Raw genomic sequence first — 19,207 nt, 5'->3', positions numbered from 1 at the left:
CGGCCCGTGGGGATCAAGCCCGGTTTCTCCTCCCCCGAGCGGGACGGGCCAGGCCTCCGGTTGAGGCTCACCACCCCGGCAGATGCCGTGGCCCGGCGAGAAAGCAAGGTGAAGCAAGTGATTCAGAAGAACTGGCAAGAGCTGATCAAGCCCGAGAAGCTGCAGGTCAATCCCGGCCACGATCCCAAGCGCCTCGCGACCGTCGTCGCCGAGCCGCTGGAGCGCGGCTTCGGCATGACCCTCGGCAACGCCCTGCGCCGCATCCTCCTGTCGTCGCTCCAGGGCGCGGCGGTGACCTCGATCCACATCGACGGCGTGCTGCACGAGTTCTCGTCGATCCCCGGCGTGCGTGAGGATGTGACGGACATCATCCTCAACGTGAAGGATGTGGCCATCAAGATGCAGGGCGACGGCCCGAAGCGCATGGTGGCCAAGAAGACCGGCCCCGGCGTGCTGGTGGCCGGCGACATCCAGACCGTCGGCGACGTGCAGATCCTGAACCCGCATCTGCCGATCTGCACCCTCGACGAGGGCGCGGAGCTGCGCATCGAGTTCACGGTCGACACCGGCAAGGGCTATGTCGCCGCTGACCGCAACCGTCCCGAGGATGCTCCGATCGGCCTGATCCCGATCGACAGCCTCTACTCGCCGGTGCGCAAGGTCTCCTACAAGGTCGAGAACACCCGTGAGGGCCAGATCCTCGACTATGACAAGCTGACGCTCCAGATCGAGACCAACGGCTCGATCACGGCCGAGGACGCGCTGGCCTATGCCGCGCGCATCCTGCAGGACCAGCTGGAGATCTTCGTCAACTTCGAGGAGCCCAAGCGCGAGAGCGAGGCGACCGCGATCCAGACGCTGCCGTTCTCTCCGGCCCTGCTGAAGAAGGTGGACGAGCTCGAGCTCTCCGTCCGTTCGGCGAACTGCCTGAAGAACGACAACATCGTCTACATCGGCGACCTGATCCAGAAGAGCGAGACGGAGATGCTCCGCACGCCGAATTTCGGCCGCAAGTCGCTCAACGAGATCAAGGAGGTGCTCGCCTCCCTCGGCCTGCATCTCGGCATGGAAGTGCCCGGCTGGCCGCCCGAGAACATCGAAGAGCTGGCCAAGCGCTTCGAGGAGCACTACTGATCCGCAATCCGGGGCGGTACGCTGCCCTGATCCCTTTTGAGCGGCCCGAGCCGCGCAACCCTTCGACCGGCTCGCCCGTCGCCATCTTCAGGAGTTCGCCGTCATGCGTCACGGCAAGGTTCATCGCAAGTTCAACCGCACCTGGGAGCACCGCAAGGCGATGTTCTCCAATCTCGCGGGCGCCCTCATCACCCACGAGCAGATCGTGACCACCCTGCCCAAGGCGAAGGATCTTCGCCCGGTGGTGGAGAAGCTCGTGACCCTCGCCCGTCGCGGCGACCTGCACGCCCGCCGCCAGGCGATCGCCGAGCTGAAGGACCAGGCCGTGGTCAAGAAGCTGTTCGACGTGCTGGCGCCCCGCTATGCGGCCCGTCCGGGTGGCTACACCCGCATCGTCAAGGCCGGCTTCCGCTATGGCGACAACACCGCCGTCGCGGTGATCGAGTTCGTGGATCGTGACGTGGACGCCAAGGGCGCCGCCGACCACGCCCGCACCGCCGCGGCTGCCGAAGCCGCGTGAGCGTCAGGCTCAATTGAGCATGTGAAAAAGGGGCGGTCTTCGGACCGCCCCTTTTTCGTTCTGTCGGCGCATCACCTGTCGATCCCTCCGGCCTTGCTGGCACGGGCGAGGCCCGATGTCAGAAGCCCGATGTCAGAAGCCCTTGCGGCACTGACCCTGTGGAGCGCGCCTGACCCTCCGCGCCTTCGGGCGTTGCGGATAGATTTTCCGGGGCGTCGGCCGAGGAGCCACCTGTGGCGCCCCCCAGACTTTGGTGCGGGCGGCTTTTTGCGGATCGGCGGATTTGGTTTCGAGATAGAGGTGGGCGACGTCCACGTGCTTTTGCAAGGCCGCCGGCCTGTAGGGCCCGAGACGGTCATAGATCGGAACCTCGGCGGCATCGAAGCGGTCATAGACAGTAGGGTGCAGCACGGCTTCTTTCGGTGGGTCGCGATATCCCAGGGGGTACGTCACGCCGAAGTTGCGTGTGATCCATTCGATGCCGTCCTTGCGCGCGTCGTGCTGAAAGCCCGCGGGGTCGGGGTAGGCGCGCAGGATGCCCGGGTCGTGCTGCAATCCGTCCGGAATGGCGGTGGCGCAATCCACCATCCATTTGAGCGCGATGTCGGAGAGGCGCGATTCGTCCTCGGCGTAGCTGCCGCCGATGTCGGAATGGACACCGCTGAACCACACCTGCTCGAAATAGATGTTTCCGGCGCTGTCCCGGCCGGTGAAGGCCGAATCGTTATCCGGATCCCATTTCACCCTTCCGAATGCCTCGCGGTTCTCGTCAATCGACAGCGCATGCTTTGCGTATGGTATGTGCTTGTACAGGTTCGTATCATAGAAACGCTGAAGCAATTCAGTGAAATGGATCGTCCGGAAATGTTGAGAGCATGTGTAGCCGGGTATATTGAAATCAAATTTGAGGTGTGATTTTATTAAAACGTATAGTGCAAGAATTAAAATAATGGAAAATTCGGCGATAACGGTCGTTGTGGGCCGGATGCCCCAAATATTGAGGGCAGACCAGGCAGATAGGCTGGCAAAAATTGCAAAGGCCACAATGAAACCGAAGAGCGCGGGTACGAACTTGCGCCAATCGAAGAGCGAAGCGACCGTATCAAAGGCGCCAATGAAATATGGCGCGGCGTTAGGTCGGTCCGGATCATCGCTCCATTCGGAACCGTGCTCGGCTCGGAACCGCCGTGCGATGCGCTTTCGCGTCTCCAGAAGGAAGTTTTGCCGCACACTCGCCTGTTTTGGCAGCCGCGAAGTCGTGAATTGGTAGACGTGCTTCACCGCATAATTTGCGAGAGCCTGGGTGGACGCCTTGTCGAGGGGCACGGGGCTGCCGTCGGGCATATGGGTCGGGACGCCACAGTAGCGGAGCACGCCGGCAAGGCAGCGTATCGTATAGGCGCCACGGCTGAAGCCGAACAGGAAGATCCGATCGCCCGGCCGCCAGAGGCGGATCAGTGCGGCGTAGCAGTCGACGATATTGGCGGTGATGCCGAAGCCCGTCGCTTGGCTCACAAGGTCGTAAATCCAGCGCACGGGACCACGGTAAAGTGCGCTTCCGTCCAGCGGCGAGCCGAGGCCAGGGTCGTAGAATGCAGCCTGCGATTGGGGGTCGATGGTCGAATCGGGCCCACAGCGCATGGCCCGGTACATCTTGTAGATGTTGGATCGGCGCTCGTCGAAATGGATGCCCCCGGCCTGGCCGGTCCCGTCGGAGAAAATGATGATGTTGCGGCCCATCGCCTGCCCCCTGGCGTGATCCTGCGCCTACTGCGCCGGTTCAGTTTACAGAGGGATGAAGTCTCTTCAACTTCAAGTTGCCATACTCTCCCCGGTCGCGCGGCCACTCGCCTTTGCCGTTATGCGAGGCTGGCCCTAATAGAGACCGTGACTATCTAGTGGGGTGCCCCGCCTGCGTCCCGTGACGGGTACCGGCTGCAATCGATGGTATTAAACGGATGATCGCTTCTTCCCTCTCCAGGACCGGGACATTGATGCGCCAATGCGTGGCGGCGGCGCTCGCGGGTCTCGCCCTGCTCGGAGCATCTGGGCCCGCCTTCGCCCAGCCGGCGGCGCAGCAGCCGCGTGTTCCGGCGTCCCAAGCGGAAGTGACTCTCACCTTCGCGCCGGTGGTGGCAAAGACGGCGCCTGCGGTGGTGAACGTCTATGCGCTGAAGACGGCGCAGCAGCGCGTGAATCCGATCTTCGATGATCCCTTCTTCCGCCGCTTCTTCGGCATGCCGGGCCCTGGCGGTCCGGGTGGTCCCGGCGACGGTCCGGGCCTGCGCGCGCCGGAGCGGGTGCAGCGCTCGCTCGGCTCGGGGGTGATCGTCGATCCCTCGGGGCTGGTGCTCACCAACTACCATGTCATCGAGGGCGCGGACGAAATCCGCATCGCCCTCAACGACCGCCGCGAATACGAGGCCGAGGTGCTGCTGCGCGACCAGCGCACCGACCTCGCCGTGCTGCGCATCAAGAGCGAGGCGAAGGAGCGCTTCCCCTTCCTGGAGCTGGGCGATTCGGACGGGCTCGCCGTGGGCGATCTCGTGCTCGCCATCGGTGATCCCTTCGGCGTCGGGCAGACGGTGACGCAGGGCATCGTCTCGGCGCTGGCGCGCACCCAGGTGGGCGTTTCCGACTACCAGTTCTTCATCCAGACCGATGCGGCCATCAATCCCGGCAACTCGGGCGGGCCGCTGGTGGACATGGCCGGGCGCGTGGTGGGGATCAATTCCGCCATCTACTCGCGCTCCGGCGGCTCCCACGGCATCGGCTTCGCCATTCCCGCCAATATGGGCCGGGTGGTGGTGGAGCAGGCGAAGAGCGGGTCGAAGTCCGTGCGCCGGCCGTGGCTGGGCGCCCGTCTGCAACGCGTGACGCCGGACATCGCCGAGAGCCTCGGCCTGCCGCGCCCCACCGGCGTGCTGGTGCAGGGCGTCACCGCCGGCAGCCCCGCCGCCAAGGCCGGGCTCAAGACGGGCGATCTCGTGGTGTCGGTGGAGGGGCAGGGGATCGACGATCCCGAATCCCTCAACTACCGGCTCGCCACCCGCCCCATCGGCGGCAAGGCCGCGCTGCTGGTGAATCGCTCCGGCAAGGAGCAGACGCTGGTGGTGGTGCTGGAAGTCGCGCCCGAGACGGTGCCGCGGGAGGAGTTGCTTCTGCGCGGTCGTTCGCCATTCGCCGGGGCGACCATCGTCAACCTGTCCCCGGCCGTCGCCGAGGAGCTGAAGGTGGACACCAACGCCACCGGCGTCGTGGTCTATGACGTGGAGGAGAATTCGCCCGCCGCGGCGGCAGGTTTCCGCCCGGGCGACGTGATCGTCGAGGTGAACAACGAAAAGGTCGGCCGCACCGGCGATCTCGGCCAGCTCTCCGCCGTGCCCCAGCGCGGCTGGCGGGTGACGGTGATGCGCGGCGGCCGCAGCATCACCGCGGTCCTGCGCGGCTGAGGCGCGGAACACAAAGCACATGGGCGATCTGTTCGCAGCGGCGGGACTGGGGGAGGGGGTAGCGCGCCCCCTCGCCGACCGGCTGCGCCCGTCGCGCCTCTCGGAGGTGGTGGGGCAGGACCATCTGGTGGGGCCGGACGGCGTGCTCTCGCGCATGCTGGAGACGCGCTCCCTCGGCTCGCTCATCCTGTGGGGGCCGCCCGGCACCGGCAAGACCACCGTGGCGCGCCTGCTGGCCTCGGCGACCGACCTGCATTTCGAGCAGATCTCGGCCATCTTCTCCGGCGTCGCCGACCTGAAGAAGGTGTTCGAGCAGGCCCGTGGCCGCCGCCTCTCGGGCACCGCGACGCTCCTGTTCGTGGACGAGATTCACCGCTTCAACCGCGCGCAGCAGGATAGCTTCCTGCCCGTCATGGAGGACGGCACGGTGACGCTGGTGGGCGCCACCACGGAAAATCCCTCCTTCGAGCTGAACGCGGCCCTTCTCTCCCGCGCCCGCGTGCTGGTGTTCCGCTCGCTCGATGCCGAAGCCGTCGCCAAGCTGCTTGCCCGCGCCGAAGAGGTGGAGGGTCGCGAACTCCCCCTTTCCGAGGAGGCGCGCGTCGCGCTGGTGAACATGGCCGATGGCGACGGCCGCGCCTCCCTGACGCTGGCGGAAGAGGTGTGGCGCGCCGCGCGGCCGGGCGAGGTGTTCGACGTGGCCGGCCTGAGCGAGGTGGTGCAGCGCCGCGCGCCCATCTACGACAAGAGCGAGGACGGCCACTACAATCTCATCTCCGCGTTGCACAAGGCGGTGCGCGGCTCCGATCCCGACGCGGCGCTCTATTATCTCGCGCGCATGCTGGATGCGGGGGAGAGCCCGCTGTTCCTCGCCCGGCGCATCGTGCGCATGGCCATCGAAGACATCGGCAATGCCGACCCGCAGGCCCTCGTCGTCGCCAATGCGGCGAAGGAGGCCTACGACTTCCTCGGCTCCCCGGAGGGGGAGCTGGCATTGGCGCAGGCGGTGGTCTATGTGGCCACCGCCCCGAAATCGAATGCCGTCTACACCGCCTTCAAGGCCGCCATGCGCGTCGCCAAGGAGGGCGGCTCGCTGGTGCCGCCCAAGGTCATCCTCAACGCGCCGACGAAGCTCATGAAGGCCGAGGGCTACGGCACCGGCTATCGCTACGACCATGACGAGCCGGACGCCTTCTCCGGCCAGAACTATTTCCCCGAGGCGCTGGGCCGCCAGAGCTTCTACCACCCGGTGGAGCGCGGCTTCGAGCGCGAGATCAGGAAGCGCCTGGATTATTGGGCGCGCCTGCGGGCCGAGCGGGGCGGGAAATAGCGGGCCCAAATGGCGAGGGCTTGGGCCATCGTGTATGATTGGCAACAGGCTGGCACCGACGAAGATCACCATGACCCGGCTGATGCGCGAACTCATCGAGAAGCTCGAAGCCCTGCCCGAAGCGGAGCAGGACGCGCTCGCCCGCGAATTTCTCCACGTGATCGAGGCGGGCGCAGCGGACGGCGACCTCTACGTCCTCACCCCCGAGCAGGAGGAAGAGGTCCGCCGGGCGCTGGAGGATGGGGAGCCGAACGCTTCTCCCGAGGAAGTCGAAGCTTTTTTTGCCCGCTATCGGTGATGAAGGTCACCTTCCGTGCCCGGGCCCTCGGGCATCTCAGGCAGATTGAGCGCCATGTTGCCGCCGACAGCCCTGCGGCTGCGGGCCGCCTTATCGCTCGCATCGAGTGCGCGATCCTTAATCTCGTGGACCACCCGCTATCCGCTCCGGTGGGCGTCGTGCCGGGCACGCGGCAACGCGCCATCGCCGATACGCCCCATCTTGTCATCTATCGTGTGGATGGAGATGGCATCACCATCCTTGCCGTTCTCCACGCCGCGAGGCGCTTGCGCTCCTGATCCCGTTCCGGAACCTGCCCAATGACCCTGCCTCCCGCCCTCATCGTCTTCCTCGGCGCCGGTCTCGGCGGCACCATCCGGCATTTCGTGAATCTGGCCGTGCCGCGGCTGCTGGGCACGGGTTTTCCCTTCGCCACCTTCCTCATCAACATTTCCGGCAGCCTCATCATGGGGCTGATGGCGGGCTATCTCGCCTTCAAGGACGGCGAGGGGTGGACGCAGCCGGTGCGGCTGTTCCTCACCACCGGGGTGCTCGGCGGCTACACCACCTTCTCCACCTTCTCGCTGGATTTCCTCTATCTCGCCGAGCGCGGCGAGCTGGGGATGGCGCTGGCCTATGCCTTCGGCTCGGTGCTGCTGGGCTTCGGCGGCGTGTGGGCCGGCATCATGCTGGTGCGCAGCCTGACGTGATTTTGGCGTTGCCACGCTCAGGCGCCGCGCGGGCTGAGGCGCGCGCAGGACTTTCGGCGAGACGGTGGCCATGGCGCGGTGAAAGCTCTATTGCTGCGGCATAAAGGGTTTGCGCGAGGACTAGGGCGAAGATGGCTGTCGTGACCAGAACCGTGGCCGAGGACGAGGCGGGCATGCGCCTCGACCGCTGGTTCAAGGTGCATTATCCCGACCTCTCGTTCGGGCACCTGCAGAAGCTGGTGCGCACGGGGCAGGTGCGGGTGGACGGCGGCCGGGTGAAGACCTCTTCCCGCGTCGAACCCGGCCAGAGCGTGCGCATTCCCCCGCTCGGCACCGACGAACCCGAGGCAGCGGCCGCGCCGGCAAAGGGCGCGCGCAACGGCGAGGCCGGCAAGGAGGGCACCCGCGCGACCTCCGAGCCCGGCGCCACTCCGCCCGCAAAGCCCCGCGCGGCAAAGGACCCCGCCGTGCGCAAGCTGGAGGAGGACCGGGCCTTCATCAAATCCATCACCCTGTTCGAGGACAAGGACGTGATGGTGCTGAACAAGCCCTTCGGCCTCGCGGTGCAGGGCGGCTCCGGCACCTACCGACATGTGGACGGGCTCCTGGAGGCGCTGAAGGACCGGGACGGGCAGAAGCCGCGCCTCGTCCACCGCATCGACAAGGACACCTCCGGCTGCCTGCTCATCGCCAAGTCGCGGCTCGCCGCCTCGGTGCTGGCCAAGAGCTTCCGCTCGCGCGAGGCGCGCAAGGTCTATTGGGCGGTGGTGCCGGGCGTGCCGAAGCCTCGGCAGGGGCGCATCTCCACCTATCTCGCCCGCGACGAGGACGAGGAGAAGATGCGCGTCGCCCGCCATGGCGAGGACGAGGCGAGCCACGCCATCACCTATTACGCCGTGGTGGATCAGGCCGCGCAGAAGATGAGCTGGCTGTCGCTGAAGCCGGTCACGGGCCGCACCCATCAGCTGCGCGCCCACCTCGCCCACATCCACCACCCCATCCTCGGCGATCCGAAGTATTTCAACGTCGAGAACTGGGAATTGCCCGGCGGCCTGCAGAATCGCCTGCACCTGCTGGCGCGGCGGCTCGTCATCCCGCATCCGCGCGGGCAGGGGGTGATCGACGTGTCCGCGCCGCTGCCGCCGCATATGGCGCAGACCTTCGCCGTGCTCGGCTTCGACGCCTCCCAGTACGATCCCATCCTGGAAGCGCCGGAGGCATGAGGCGCGCCGCCCTGTGGTGGCTCGCTGCGGCGGCACTGGCCGTTGCTTCGGCGACCGCGGGCGGAGCCGGGGCCAGGCGGGACGACGTGCTCCATCTCTTCCGCGACCTCCAGATCGCGCAGGCGAACGGCTTTCCCGACTATGAGATCCGCGGGGAGGGCGCTGGCGCCACCGCTTCCGGCGGCCGCCTCTACGGGCCGCGGGCGCGGGTGACGCTCACCCTCGATGTCCCGCACGGCTACCTGCGCATCGACGACCGGGGCGATGGGGACGGGGCGGCGCAATTCGTGACGGAAGCCGCCGTGTGGTTAGATCGGGAGGGCTTCCCGCTCCTCGGCCTCAGCGAACGCGCGGTGCGCGGTGGCGTGCCGTTCGGCGGGCGGGTGCGCTTCTATTCCCATGCGTCCGGGCGGTGGAATCTGGTCACGGACACGGTGATGCCGCCGCAGGACGAAAGCCTCTGCCGCACCGCGCCGCAGGAGGTGGACGAGACCACCGCGGCGTTCGAGGGCCTGGGACGGGCCATCACCCTCCTGCCGCGGCAGGGCACCGACCTTGCGGTGTGGTGCCTGGCGCCCAGCCCCGTCGCCGGAACCGGCCGGATGCTGGAATGGGACCGCGCCGCCGCCCGCTTCACGTCAGGGCAGAGTCTCCCCGGTCCGCCGCCCTGGCCGGATGCGCCCGCGCCGCGCTGAAGCTTCGTCTTCGACTTTGGTCTGACCCCTGCCGCATTCGGCAGTCCGGTAACCGCCTCCGGCTTGAAGTCACGGCGTCTTCCCCTATGGTGCGCGCCAAGGCCTGAAGGCCAAAGAAGAAGCAGTCCGGAGCCATCTCCGGCCGCGCCCGAGGGAATTGATCTCAATGACAGCCCTTCTCGCCCTCTCCCGAGGGATCGATGCCGTCAACACCCGCATCGGCAAGGCCGCCGCTTGGCTGATCCTGGTCTCCATCCTTGTGTCGGCGCTCAACGCGATCATCCGCAAGCTGTTCGACATGAGCTCCAATTCGTGGCTGGAGCTGCAGTGGGTGCTGTTCGCCGCGGTGTTCCTGCTGTGCGCCTCGTGGACGCTCATCGACAACGAGCATATCCGCATCGACATCGTGAATTCCCGGCTGCCCAAGCGCTGGCGCGACGGCATCGACATCTTCGGCCACGTCTTCTTCCTGCTGCCCTTCTCCATCCTCCTGCTGTGGACCTCCTGGCCCTTCTTCCTGGCCTCCTATGAGATCAACGAGCAGTCGCTGAATGCCGGCGGCCTGCCCCAGTGGCCGGCGAAGCTGCTGGTGCCGTTGGGCTTCTTCTTCCTGACGCTGCAGGGCATCTCCGAACTCATCAAGCGCATCGCCATCTTCACCGGAAAGATGGAGGACCCCCACGAAGGCGCGGGTGGCAGCCATGCGGCGCTCGCCGCCGAGGCGGAGCGCCTGCTCGCCGATGCGGAACTCCCCGAAGGGGCGCCCGGCGCCGCTGCCGCAGCCAAGAAGTAGGAGCGCGTTCATGTCCTTCGTCCGCACGCTCCTGAAGCGCCGCCCCCTCGCTGCGCTCGCCGTCGCGTTCCTCGCCGCTCTGCTCATCACGCTGCCCGACGTGGCGCTGGCGGCAGAGCCGGGCTTCCGCGGCTGGTTCATCCACAACATGGCGCCGATCATGTTCGGCGCGCTGGTGCTGTTCCTGCTGCTCGGCTACCCGGTGGCCTTCTCGCTGGCGGCCAACGGCCTGATCTTCGGCCTCATCGGCATCGAGCTGGGCCTGTTCGAGCCCAAGTTCCTCCAGGCGCTGCCCGAGCGCGTCTACGGCACCATGAACAACGAAGTGCTCCTCGCGGTGCCCTTCTTCACCTTCATGGGCCTCATCCTCGAACGTTCCGGCATGGCCGAGGACCTGCTCGACACCATCGGGCAGGTGTTCGGCTCCATCCGCGGCGGCCTTGCCTATGCGGTGATCTTCGTGGGCGCGCTGCTGGCGGCCACCACCGGCGTGGTGGCGGCCTCGGTGATCTCCATGGGCCTCATCTCGCTGCCTATCATGCTGCGCTACGGCTACGACCGGCGTGTCGCCTCCGGCGTCATCGCGGCGTCGGGTACGCTCGCGCAGATCATCCCGCCGTCCCTCGTGCTCATCGTCATGGCCGACCAGCTCAACCGCTCGGTGGGCGACATGTATGAGGGCGCGTTCGTGCCCGGCCTGCTGCTCGCCGGCCTCTACGCGCTCTACATCTTCATCGTCTCCTCGATCTTCCCGAACGCCGCGCCCGGCCTGCCGCTGGAGGCGCAGACCCTGCGCGATCCGGACCAGAAGACGATGCCTTCGCGCATCCTCGGCGCGGTGGCGGCAGCGGGCTTTGCGTACCTCATCGCCACCGGCTCCCTGCCGGGCCTGACGGCGGGCGCGCTTCCCGGCGTCGCCAACATGGCGGTGTGGGGCCTCGTGGCGTTCGTGCTGCTGTTCTTCGTCATGTCGGGGACGGCGAAGCTGCTGACGCCCTCGCTCTTCATCGCGCTCGCTTTGTCCATAGCCGGCGGCATCGTGCTGATGGAGCGCAGCCATGTGAAGTTCGGCGCCGATTACGTGGTGCTCACCATGTCGGCCACCGTGGGCATCGCCTTCGTGGTGGCCGTCATCAACCGTGTGTTCCGGCTGGGGCTTTTGTCCAAGCTCGCCGAGCAGGTGGTGTTCGTGATGGTGCCGCCGCTGGCGCTCATCTTCCTCGTGCTCGGCACCATCTTCATCGGCGTCGCGACGCCGACCGAAGGCGGCGCCATGGGCTCGCTCGGCGCGGTGATCCTCGCGTTCGCCCGCGGCCGGCTGAAGTTCGACTTGATGCGGCAGGCGACCTATTCCACTGCCAAGCTTTCCGCCTTCGTGCTGTTCATCCTGCTCGGCGCCCGCGTGTTCTCGCTCACCTTTTACGGGGTGGACGGGCACAAGTGGGTGGAGGAGCTGCTGGTGTCGCTGCCCGGCGGGCAGACCGGCTTCCTCATCGCGGTGAATGCGCTGGTCTTCGTGCTGGCCTTCTTCCTCGACTACTTCGAGCTGGCCTTCATCATCATCCCGCTGCTCGGGCCGGCGGCGGACAAGATGGGCATCGACCTCATCTGGTTCGGCGTGATGCTGGCGGTGAACATGCAGACCTCGTTCATGCACCCGCCGTTCGGCTTCGCCCTGTTCTTCCTGCGCTCGGTGGCGGCGAAGGTGCCGTATGTAGACCGGGTGACGGGCAAGATGATGCAGCCCGTGACCACCGGGCAGATCTACTGGGGCGCGGTGCCGTTCGTGTGCATCCAGCTCGTCATGGTGGCGCTCATCCTCGCCTTCCCGGGCATGGTGACCCACTACAAGAGCGGCGGCGTGCAGCTCGATCAGAAGCAGATCCAGCAGCAGTTCGAGAACCTTTCGCCCGGCCTCGATGCCGCGCCGCCGCCGCCGCTGGATCTCGGCTTCGGGAAATAGCGGCCCCCGGCGGGCTGGCCTTGCCCTGCTAAGGGCGCATTCGGAATGGACATGACGGGGTGGAGGGCTTCTGTTCCTTCGCCCCGTCGTGCATTCGTGGTGACGGGGAAGGCCCTGCGATTCGCGGCGCGCCGCGGACGCCGGGGTCCATCGACAAATCGAGATGCTGGACCGGCCGGGGCGACCGCCAGCGTGGCGCAGTCCGGGTGACCCAAACGGGCGCGGCCGAGCGTGCGGAGGTGAATGCGATGAACCCGAGGCCCGACTTCTGTCCCGGCTGCGGGGCGCAGGTCTATCCCGAGGAGGCCCATTGCCCCTTCTGCGGCCGCAAGCTCCACACGAGCCTCCTGATGCCCTTCCTCGTGGGCGTCGGCGGCACGGTGGTGGCGCTGGTTTCGGGCGGCCTCGTCTGGTGGGTGATGTCGGGCGAGCCCGGCGAGGCGCCGGACGCGCAGCCGCAGGTTCAGGCGACGGCCCCGCCGCCCGCCGCACCGGCCTCGCCGGCGCCCGCCCAGCCTCCGGCGCAGGCCGCCGCCCCGCCCCAGCCGGAGCCGCCGGCGGCCGCGCCCGCCGCGCCCGCTCAGGATGCCGCGCTGCCGCTGCCCACAGTGAACAGCCCCGCTCCTGCCCCTGCGGCAGATGCCGCCGCGCGCCGGGCCTTCGCCAAGAGCAAGCAGGACAGCTTCGCCCAGAACGGCCTCGACCTCACCGTGACGGCCGGCGGCGACGACGCGACGCTCCTCACCATCAAGTTCAACTTTCCCGCCAAGACGGCCGCCGAGCTGATCGTCGCCGGGCCCTTCCCTAAGCAGTGCGAGCAGCGCGGCTTCCGGCAGGTGTTGTTCGTCGATCCCTCCGGCACCACATGGATCTATGATATCGCCACCCAGCAGATGACGCAGAAATGAGCGCAGCAGGCGACACCGAAGCTCCCCCCTCCGCCGGCCTCAAGCTGGTGCTGTTCGATTGCGACGGCACGCTGGTGGACAGCCAGCACCTGATCGTGTCCGCCATGAACGACGTCCACGCCGCCCACGGCGTTCCGGTGCCGGACCGCGAGACGCTGCTCTCGGTGGTGGGCCTCTCGCTGCCGCAGGCCTTCTCGGTTCTGTCGCAGGGGGATGCGTCCTACCCGATCCAGGCGATGGTGGATGCCTACCGGGTCGCCTTCAACCGCCTACTCAATGCCGAGGCGCCCGAGCCCATGTTCGACGGTGCCCGCGAGGTGCTGGAAGAGCTCAATCGCCGGGACGATGTCGTGCTCGGTATCGTCACCGGCAAGTCGCGGCGCGGGGTGGACCGCATCCTCGCCGTCCACGGCATGGAAGGCTGGTTCTCCACCATCCAGACCGCCGACACGGCGCCCTCCAAGCCGCATCCGGCCATGGTGTTCCAGGCCATGGGGGAGATCGGCGCGCGGCCGGAGGACACTGTGGTGATCGGCGATACCACCTATGACATCTCCATGGCCCTGCAGGCCGGGGCCTCGGCGCTCGGCGTCGCCTGGGGTTATCATGGGACGCCGGAACTGGAGCGGGCGGGCGCCGACCGCATCGTCCGGCATTTCCGCGAGGTGCCCGACGCCATCGCCGAGCTTCTGGCCCGCCGCCGCGTCGTGATCTGAGGACAGTCGAGATGCGCGAGTTCCTGGAAGATGTGGAGAACGGCGACCCGGGCGATCCCGTCGCCCGTGCCCGCGCGGCCCAGAAAGCGCCCCTGCCCAAGCGCTTCTACACCGATGTGAGCGTGGGTGAGGGGGAGGGCGGCTACACCATCCTGCTCGACGGGCGGCCGGTGCGTACGCCCGCCCGTGGCCTGCTCAAGGCGCCGACCCGCGCCCTCGCCGAGGCCATGGCGGCCGAATGGGCGGCGCAGCAGACCGAGATCGACCCCTTCACCATGCCGCTGACGCGCCTCGTCAACGTCGCCCTCGACCGGGTGGCGCCGGAGGCGCAGGCGGTGGCGGACGAGGTGGTGAACTACGCCGGCACCGACATGCTGTTCTACCGCGCCGATGGCCCGCAGAAGCTGGTGGACCGGCAGGCAAAGCACTGGGACGCCGTGCTGGACTGGATGCGGGAGGCCCACGGCGCGCGCTTCTATCTCGCCGAGGGCATCACCCATGTGGCGCAGCCCGAGGAGGCGCTGGCGAAGGTGCGGGCGCTGGTGCCGACCGATCCGCTGCGCCTCGCGGCGGTGCATTCCATGACGACGCTCACCGGCTCGGCGCTGCTGGCGCTGGCGGTGGCGGAAGGCGCGCTCTCCGCCGACGCCGCCTGGACGGCGGCGCATGTGGACGAGGATTTCAACCGCGAGCAGTGGGGCGAGGACGAACTCGCCAGCCAGCGCCGTGCCGCCCGCCGCACCGAGATGGACGCGGCCGCGCAGGCGCAGGCGCTGGCGGAGTGATCTCTCGCTGACCGGGGCTGGCCTGATGGACGAGGACGCGATTGCCGACCTGTTCGCCGCCTTCGGTCCGGTGGTGGTGAAGCGCATGTTCGGCGGGGCCGGGCTCTATGCGGACGGGCTGATGTTCGCCCTCTGGGCCGGGGACACCTTCTACCTCAAGGCCGATGCGGCGCTCGCCGGGGATCTGAAGGGGCGGGGCTCGGTCCCCTTCAGCTATGAGGCCAAGGGTGTCGTGCGCACCATGGGCGGTTACTGGTCCGTGCCAGAGGCGGCGCTGGACGATGCCGACGATCTCGCCGCCCTCGCCCGCCGCGCCCTCTTCGTGGCCCATGCGGCCAGCGAGGCCAAGGCCCGGCCGACAGGCCGGGCGTCCACGGACAAGGCGAAACCGGCAGGCCGGGCGTCCGGGAAGAAGCCCCCCGCCAAAAAGAAAAGCGCGCCGGCTCAAGGCTGAGCGGCGCGCCGATCCATCTGGAAACTCAAGAAGAAGCGCCGGCCCGAAGGTCGGCGCGCACCGTCACGCACCTGCCTTCACGCGCACCGGGCGCAGGAGGAAGGCGGGAAGGTGGGACATGTCCGCCGGCTCGTTGGCAGGCGCCCGCTCGCGGCGCTGGGGACGCTGATCGGCGCCATCCTCGCGAAGGGGACGGCGGTTGCGCTCGGGGCGGTCGCCACGCTCGGCGGACCGTTCCGGCCGCGCGGCGCGTTCCCGCTCCTGACGCTCGGGGCGGTCCTGCCGCTCGGGACGCTCTGTCCTTTCAGCCCGCGGCTGACGTTCGGTACGCTCGGGCCGCTCGGCACGCTCCGCGCCTTCGGCCCGGGGCTCGCGCTCGCGGCGCGGCTCACGCTCGCCGCGACCTTCGCGGTCGCCACGACCCTCGCGGGGCTCCTTGTCCATGCGGCGCTTGCCGCGCAGACGGCCATCCTCGCGCCCACGGCGCTCGGAGGCCGGCGGGGCGTCGCCCAGGGGCGCGCCATGCCAGGGGATCGGGTTGCCGATCAGCTTCTCGATGGCCGAGAGGGACTTGGCATCGAGGTGCGTGACCATGGTGTAGGCCGTGCCGGAGCGCCCGGCGCGGCCGGTGCGGCCGATGCGGTGGACGTAATCCTCGGAGTGGTGCGGCACGTCATAGTTGAAGACGTGGCTCACCGCCGGGATGTCGAGGCCACGGGCCGCCACGTCGGACGCGACGAGCAGGGTCGCCTCGCCGTTGCGGAACTCGTCCAGAGCCTTGATGCGGGCGTGCTGGTCCATGTCGCCGTGCAGGGCCACGGCATTGAAGCCGTGCTTCTGCAGCGAGCGGTGGAGCACCGCCACGTCGCGCTTGCGATTGCAGAAGATGATGCCGTTCTGCAGGTTTTCGCAGCCACGGATCAGTTCGCGCAGAACCTCGCGCTTCTCGTAGTCCTCGCGGCCGGAGGCGACCAGTTCCTGCGTCACCGTGGTGGCGGTGGACGCGGGCTTGGAGACTTCCACCCGCACCGGGTTGGAGAGGAACTGCGAGACGAGGCGCTGGATCTCCGGCGGCATGGTGGCCGAGAAGAACAGCGTCTGGCGGGTGAAGGGCACGAGCTTGCAGATGCGCTCGATGTCCGGGATGAAGCCCATGTCCAGCATGCGGTCGGCCTCGTCGATGACGAGAACTTCTATGCCGGAGAGGAGCAGGCGGCCGCGCTCCACATGGTCGAGCAGGCGGCCGGGGGTGGCGATCAGCACGTCCACGCCGCGCAGCAGCTTGGAGTCCTGGTCACCGAAGGAAACGCCGCCAATGAGCAGGGCGACGTTGAGCTTGCTGTACTTGCCGTAGCGCGTGAAGTTCTCTTCCACCTGGGCCGCGAGCTCGCGGGTGGGCTCCAGGATGAGAGTGCGCGGCATGCGGGCACGGGCGCGGCCCTGCTCCAGCAGCGTCAGCATGGGGAGCGTGAAGGCGGCGGTCTTGCCGGTACCTGTCTGCGCGAGGCCGAGAACATCCCGGCGCGCGAGAACATGGGGGATGGCCTGGGACTGGATCGGGGTCGGGGTCGTATAGCCGGTGTCGGCGACCGCCGCGAGGACCTTGTCGCTCAGGCCGAGTTCGGAAAATGACATTGCATCTTTTGGATGCGGCGGCGCGCCGCTGATCGAACGTCCCGTGCCGTACGGGGTCAGACGAGTGGTCGTCGGTCGGCGCGCTTGGATTCGACATATCTCGGACGACGCATAGCAACATAAGAAAATGATGCGCCGTGTCAATGTTTTCCGGCCGGTCTCCCCGATTCGACCGGTGAAAAGCGCCATTTCGCGGGCGGTGGCGCACAAATGCTCGCTTTGCGGGCAGCCGCCATGCGCCCTGCGAATGAGTGTGCGCTGCACCCATGCGGCCTCGTCGGGTTGACCCGTTCCGGCCGACGCCGCACGGATGGCGTCCCTGTCGCCGTCTCCGGATCCCATGCCCTTCCTTCTCGTCCTCGGCCTTGCGGCGTTCGCGAGCGCGTTCTCCATGCGCGTCGTCGATCCCATGCTGAACATCCTGGCGAGCGAGCTTCAGGTGACGTTGCAGCAGGTGGCCATGCTCGCCAGCGCCTTCACCTTTCCCTATGCGCTGATGCAGCTGGTGTTCGGCCCCATCGGCGATGCGGTGGGCAAGGTGCGGCTCATCCGCGTGAACCTCGCCATGCTCTCCATCGGCCTCGCGGTCTCGGCCACCTCCACCAGCCATGAGATGCTGCTCGCCTCCCGCGTCTTCTGCGGCGCCTTCGCCGGCGGCATCATTCCCGTGGTGCTGGCGACGGTGGGCGACCGGGTGCCCTTCGAGCGGCGGCCGGTGGCGCTCAGCCGCGTGCTGCTCGCCCTGGTGCTGGGCCAGCTTTCCGGCTCGGCGCTGGCCGGTTTCATCGCCGAGATGGCCGGGTGGCGCGAGGTGTTCTGGTGTGCCTTCGGCGTCGCGGCGCTGGCCGCGCTCGCCACCACCTTCGGCCTCAGGGAGGAGGGCGAGCGCCGGCCGCTGTCGTTCGCCGCCTCCATCGCCCGCTATGGGCTGGTGCTGCGCAATCCGCTGTCCATCAAGGTCTACGCGGTGGTGGCCATCGAAGGGGCGCTGAGCTTCGGCGTGTTCCCGCTGGTGGCGCCGCTGATGGTCCACCAGGGCATCGGCGACGCCAAGGAGGCCGGCATCGCGCTCGGCGCCTTCGCCGTGGGCGGCGCGTTCTATACCTTCGCCGTGCCGCTATTGGTGCGCTATCTCGGCCTCGGCGGCATGGTGCGCTGGGGCGCCGTGGGGGTGGGCGTGCTGCTCATCCTCGCCACCCGCGCCCATGGGCTGCTGCTGATGGCCGCGATCTTCGGCGCGGCCGGCTTCGCCTTCTATATGATTCACAACGTGCTGCAGATCCTCGCCACGGAGCTGGCCCCCGAGGCGCGCGGGTCGGCGCTGGCGCTGTTCGCGTCTTCCTTCTTCATCGGCCAGGCGGTGGGCGCCCTGGCGCTGACGCAGGCGGCGGGCTTGGCTGGCGTGGTCGCCATGTTCATCGCCGCCGGCATCGGCATGCTGGTGCTCGCGGGCCCCGCCGGGCTGCTCCAGCCGCGACGGGGCCATGTCTCGCCCCCCGAGGCGCTTTAGCGGGCGCGCTCACTGTCGAGCATGGCCATCTGCGCGGCCGCATAGCGCTCGCCCTTCGCCGCGCCCTTGGGGACGGCGGCCTCGATGGCGTTGAGCGCATCGGCATCGAGCGTGACATTCAGCGACCCCAGCGCCTCGGCGAGCCGGTCGCGGCGGCGGGCGCCGACGAGGGGCAGGATGTCCGCGCCCTGTGCCGCCACCCAGGCGATGGCCACCTGCGCCACCGAGGCGCCGCGGGCCTCGGCAACCTGCCGCAGCGCGTCCACCAGCTTCAGGTTTTCGGCGACGTTCTCGCCCTGGAAGCGCGGGCTGTGGGCGCGGAAATCCTTGCCGGCCGCGCCCGCCTGCCAGTGCCCGCTGATGAGCCCGCGCGAGAGCACGCCATAGGCGGTGATGCCGATGCCGAGATCCCGGCAGGTCTGAAGGATGCCGTCCTCGATGCCGCGGGAAATCAGCGAATATTCGATCTGGAGATCGCTGACGGGATGCACCGCCGCCGCCCGCCGGATGGTATCGGCGCCCACCTCGGAGAGGCCCACATGGCGCACATAGCCGGCCTTCACCAAGTCGGCGATGGCCCCCACCGTCTCCTCGATGGGCACGTTCGGATCGAGGCGGGCCGGGCGGTAGATGTCGATGTAATCCACCCCGAGGCGCTTCAGCGTGTAGGAGAGCGCGGTCTTCACCGCCTGCGGGCGCGCGTCATAGCCGAGCCAGTTGCCGGCGGGATCGCGCAGCGCGCCGAACTTCACGCTCAGCACCACATTCTCGCGGGGGCGGCCCTTCAGCGCTTCGGCGATCAGCATCTCGTTGTGGCCCATGCCGTAGAAATCGCCGGTGTCGAGCAGCGTCACGCCGGCATCGAGCGCGGCGTGGATGGTCGCGATGCTCTCCGCGCGGTCGGAGGGGCCGTAGAAATCCGACATGCCCATGCAGCCGAGGCCGAGGGGGTAGACCTCCGGGCCGGTGGTGCCGAGGCGGCGGGGGGAGGGGACAAGGGCAGTCATCTTCATGCTCCGTGACCGGATGGCGTATGGGATGGCCGGAGCATGCCTCGCGATCGGCTGTTCGATAATCCTGTCAGTGCGGCAAGCCCTGTGCG

At 68.1% G+C, this 19,207-nt stretch carries 19 protein-coding genes; 16 read left to right on the top strand and 3 right to left on the bottom strand.

Annotated elements, in window-relative coordinates:
• Positions 1 to 117 precede the first annotated feature (117 nt).
• Positions 118 to 1,134: a DNA-directed RNA polymerase subunit alpha gene (locus tag ACT535_RS05050; RefSeq protein WP_024278464.1), complete on the top strand. Its 1,017-nt coding sequence runs from the start codon at positions 118 to 120 to the stop codon at positions 1,132 to 1,134.
• A 103-nt stretch (positions 1,135 to 1,237) separates the two neighbouring features.
• Positions 1,238 to 1,654, top strand: coding sequence for a 50S ribosomal protein L17 (gene rplQ / locus ACT535_RS05045; protein ID WP_024278465.1), 417 nt, complete (start codon positions 1,238 to 1,240; stop codon positions 1,652 to 1,654).
• 132 nt (positions 1,655 to 1,786) lie between these two features.
• Here the strand turns inward: rplQ and ACT535_RS05040 are convergent, their stop codons facing one another.
• The gene (locus ACT535_RS05040) at positions 1,787 to 3,394 is read right to left on the bottom strand and encodes a phospholipase effector Tle1 domain-containing protein (RefSeq protein ID WP_476363552.1); all 1,608 of its coding nucleotides are present in this window, start codon (positions 3,392 to 3,394) and stop codon (positions 1,787 to 1,789) included.
• A 254-nt stretch (positions 3,395 to 3,648) separates the two neighbouring features.
• Here ACT535_RS05040 and ACT535_RS05035 point away from each other — a divergent pair, with 254 nt between their 5' ends.
• The 13 genes from ACT535_RS05035 to ACT535_RS04975 all read left to right on the top strand — a co-directional run bounded on the left by ACT535_RS05035 (position 3,649) and on the right by ACT535_RS04975 (position 14,960).
• Complete coding sequence (locus ACT535_RS05035) at positions 3,649 to 5,106, top strand: DegQ family serine endoprotease (RefSeq protein WP_476363551.1); 1,458 nt, start codon at positions 3,649 to 3,651, stop codon at positions 5,104 to 5,106.
• Positions 5,107 to 5,125: 19 nt separating this feature from the next.
• Positions 5,126 to 6,436: a replication-associated recombination protein A gene (locus tag ACT535_RS05030; RefSeq protein WP_476363550.1), complete on the top strand. Its 1,311-nt coding sequence runs from the start codon at positions 5,126 to 5,128 to the stop codon at positions 6,434 to 6,436.
• Between the two features lie 70 nt (positions 6,437 to 6,506).
• Positions 6,507 to 6,734 carry a hypothetical protein gene (locus ACT535_RS05025; RefSeq protein ID WP_394008356.1) on the top strand — a complete coding sequence of 76 codons (228 nt, stop codon included), beginning with the start codon at positions 6,507 to 6,509 and terminating at the stop codon, positions 6,732 to 6,734.
• The gene (locus tag ACT535_RS05020; protein ID WP_476363549.1) at positions 6,734 to 7,012 is read left to right on the top strand and encodes a type II toxin-antitoxin system RelE/ParE family toxin; all 279 of its coding nucleotides are present in this window, start codon (positions 6,734 to 6,736) and stop codon (positions 7,010 to 7,012) included. The genes ACT535_RS05025 and ACT535_RS05020 overlap by 1 nt, the downstream gene beginning before the upstream one ends.
• A gap of 21 nt (positions 7,013 to 7,033) precedes the next feature.
• Entirely contained in the window at positions 7,034 to 7,423 is a 390-nt protein-coding gene (gene crcB, locus ACT535_RS05015; RefSeq protein ID WP_168458236.1) for a fluoride efflux transporter CrcB, read from the top strand.
• A gap of 131 nt (positions 7,424 to 7,554) precedes the next feature.
• Positions 7,555 to 8,646, top strand: a complete 1,092-nt coding sequence (locus tag ACT535_RS05010) for an RluA family pseudouridine synthase (protein WP_476363548.1) — start codon at positions 7,555 to 7,557, stop codon at positions 8,644 to 8,646.
• On the top strand, positions 8,643 to 9,341 hold the full coding sequence (locus ACT535_RS05005; protein WP_476363547.1) for a hypothetical protein: 699 nt from the start codon (positions 8,643 to 8,645) through the stop codon (positions 9,339 to 9,341). Before ACT535_RS05010 ends, ACT535_RS05005 begins: the two co-directional genes overlap by 4 nt.
• A gap of 166 nt (positions 9,342 to 9,507) precedes the next feature.
• Positions 9,508 to 10,134 carry a TRAP transporter small permease subunit gene (locus ACT535_RS05000; protein WP_168458232.1) on the top strand — a complete coding sequence of 209 codons (627 nt, stop codon included), beginning with the start codon at positions 9,508 to 9,510 and terminating at the stop codon, positions 10,132 to 10,134.
• Positions 10,135 to 10,282: 148 nt separating this feature from the next.
• Positions 10,283 to 12,097, top strand: a complete 1,815-nt coding sequence (locus ACT535_RS04995; protein ID WP_476363995.1) for a TRAP transporter large permease — start codon at positions 10,283 to 10,285, stop codon at positions 12,095 to 12,097.
• Between the two features lie 248 nt (positions 12,098 to 12,345).
• Positions 12,346 to 13,005: a hypothetical protein gene (locus tag ACT535_RS04990; RefSeq protein ID WP_476363546.1), complete on the top strand. Its 660-nt coding sequence runs from the start codon at positions 12,346 to 12,348 to the stop codon at positions 13,003 to 13,005.
• Positions 13,002 to 13,721: an HAD-IA family hydrolase gene (locus ACT535_RS04985; protein WP_476363545.1), complete on the top strand. Its 720-nt coding sequence runs from the start codon at positions 13,002 to 13,004 to the stop codon at positions 13,719 to 13,721. Before ACT535_RS04990 ends, ACT535_RS04985 begins: the two co-directional genes overlap by 4 nt.
• 11 nt (positions 13,722 to 13,732) lie before the next feature.
• The gene (locus ACT535_RS04980) at positions 13,733 to 14,506 is read left to right on the top strand and encodes an ATP12 family chaperone protein (RefSeq protein ID WP_476363544.1); all 774 of its coding nucleotides are present in this window, start codon (positions 13,733 to 13,735) and stop codon (positions 14,504 to 14,506) included.
• Between the two features lie 25 nt (positions 14,507 to 14,531).
• Positions 14,532 to 14,960, top strand: coding sequence for a TfoX/Sxy family protein (locus ACT535_RS04975; RefSeq protein WP_168458229.1), 429 nt, complete (start codon positions 14,532 to 14,534; stop codon positions 14,958 to 14,960).
• Positions 14,961 to 15,023: 63 nt separating this feature from the next.
• On the opposite strand, the gene ACT535_RS04970 is transcribed toward ACT535_RS04975, so the two are convergent.
• Positions 15,024 to 16,595 carry a DEAD/DEAH box helicase gene (locus tag ACT535_RS04970; protein WP_476363543.1) on the bottom strand — a complete coding sequence of 524 codons (1,572 nt, stop codon included), beginning with the start codon at positions 16,593 to 16,595 and terminating at the stop codon, positions 15,024 to 15,026.
• Positions 16,596 to 16,935: 340 nt separating this feature from the next.
• Here ACT535_RS04970 and ACT535_RS04965 point away from each other — a divergent pair, with 340 nt between their 5' ends.
• On the top strand, positions 16,936 to 18,105 hold the full coding sequence (locus ACT535_RS04965; RefSeq protein WP_476363542.1) for an MFS transporter: 1,170 nt from the start codon (positions 16,936 to 16,938) through the stop codon (positions 18,103 to 18,105).
• Here the strand turns inward: ACT535_RS04965 and ACT535_RS04960 are convergent.
• A complete protein-coding gene (locus ACT535_RS04960) occupies positions 18,102 to 19,112 on the bottom strand; it encodes an aldo/keto reductase (RefSeq protein WP_476363541.1) in 1,011 nt (336 codons plus the stop codon). The genes ACT535_RS04965 and ACT535_RS04960 overlap by 4 nt on opposite strands.
• Between the last annotated feature and the right edge of the window lie 95 nt (positions 19,113 to 19,207).

Source organism: Xanthobacter sp. DMC12, assembly GCF_056314105.1.
The sequence above is the reverse complement of the archived record's forward strand: the minus strand, read 5'-3'. Positions and strand labels throughout refer to the sequence as shown.

Excerpts from the sequence above, each read along its gene's own strand:
- ACT535_RS05010 (WP_476363548.1), top strand. The coding sequence starts at position 7,555 with ATGGCTGTCGTGACCAGAACCGTGGCCGAGGACGAGGCGGGCATGCGC.
- ACT535_RS04960 (WP_476363541.1), bottom strand. The coding sequence starts at position 19,112 with ATGACTGCCCTTGTCCCCTCCCCCCGCCGCCTCGGCACCACCGGCCCG.
- ACT535_RS05025 (WP_394008356.1), top strand. The coding sequence starts at position 6,507 with ATGACCCGGCTGATGCGCGAACTCATCGAGAAGCTCGAAGCCCTGCCC.
- ACT535_RS04990 (WP_476363546.1), top strand. The coding sequence starts at position 12,346 with ATGAACCCGAGGCCCGACTTCTGTCCCGGCTGCGGGGCGCAGGTCTAT.
- ACT535_RS05030 (WP_476363550.1), top strand. The coding sequence starts at position 5,126 with ATGGGCGATCTGTTCGCAGCGGCGGGACTGGGGGAGGGGGTAGCGCGC.
- ACT535_RS04975 (WP_168458229.1), top strand. The coding sequence starts at position 14,532 with ATGGACGAGGACGCGATTGCCGACCTGTTCGCCGCCTTCGGTCCGGTG.
- ACT535_RS05000 (WP_168458232.1), top strand. The coding sequence starts at position 9,508 with ATGACAGCCCTTCTCGCCCTCTCCCGAGGGATCGATGCCGTCAACACC.
- ACT535_RS05005 (WP_476363547.1), top strand. The coding sequence starts at position 8,643 with ATGAGGCGCGCCGCCCTGTGGTGGCTCGCTGCGGCGGCACTGGCCGTT.
- ACT535_RS05035 (WP_476363551.1), top strand. The coding sequence starts at position 3,649 with ATGCGCCAATGCGTGGCGGCGGCGCTCGCGGGTCTCGCCCTGCTCGGA.
- ACT535_RS04980 (WP_476363544.1), top strand. The coding sequence starts at position 13,733 with ATGCGCGAGTTCCTGGAAGATGTGGAGAACGGCGACCCGGGCGATCCC.
- rplQ (WP_024278465.1), top strand. The coding sequence starts at position 1,238 with ATGCGTCACGGCAAGGTTCATCGCAAGTTCAACCGCACCTGGGAGCAC.
- ACT535_RS04995 (WP_476363995.1), top strand. The coding sequence starts at position 10,283 with ATGGCGCCGATCATGTTCGGCGCGCTGGTGCTGTTCCTGCTGCTCGGC.
- crcB (WP_168458236.1), top strand. The coding sequence starts at position 7,034 with ATGACCCTGCCTCCCGCCCTCATCGTCTTCCTCGGCGCCGGTCTCGGC.
- ACT535_RS04970 (WP_476363543.1), bottom strand. The coding sequence starts at position 16,595 with ATGTCATTTTCCGAACTCGGCCTGAGCGACAAGGTCCTCGCGGCGGTC.
- ACT535_RS05020 (WP_476363549.1), top strand. The coding sequence starts at position 6,734 with ATGAAGGTCACCTTCCGTGCCCGGGCCCTCGGGCATCTCAGGCAGATT.
- ACT535_RS05040 (WP_476363552.1), bottom strand. The coding sequence starts at position 3,394 with ATGGGCCGCAACATCATCATTTTCTCCGACGGGACCGGCCAGGCCGGG.
- ACT535_RS04985 (WP_476363545.1), top strand. The coding sequence starts at position 13,002 with ATGAGCGCAGCAGGCGACACCGAAGCTCCCCCCTCCGCCGGCCTCAAG.
- ACT535_RS04965 (WP_476363542.1), top strand. The coding sequence starts at position 16,936 with ATGCCCTTCCTTCTCGTCCTCGGCCTTGCGGCGTTCGCGAGCGCGTTC.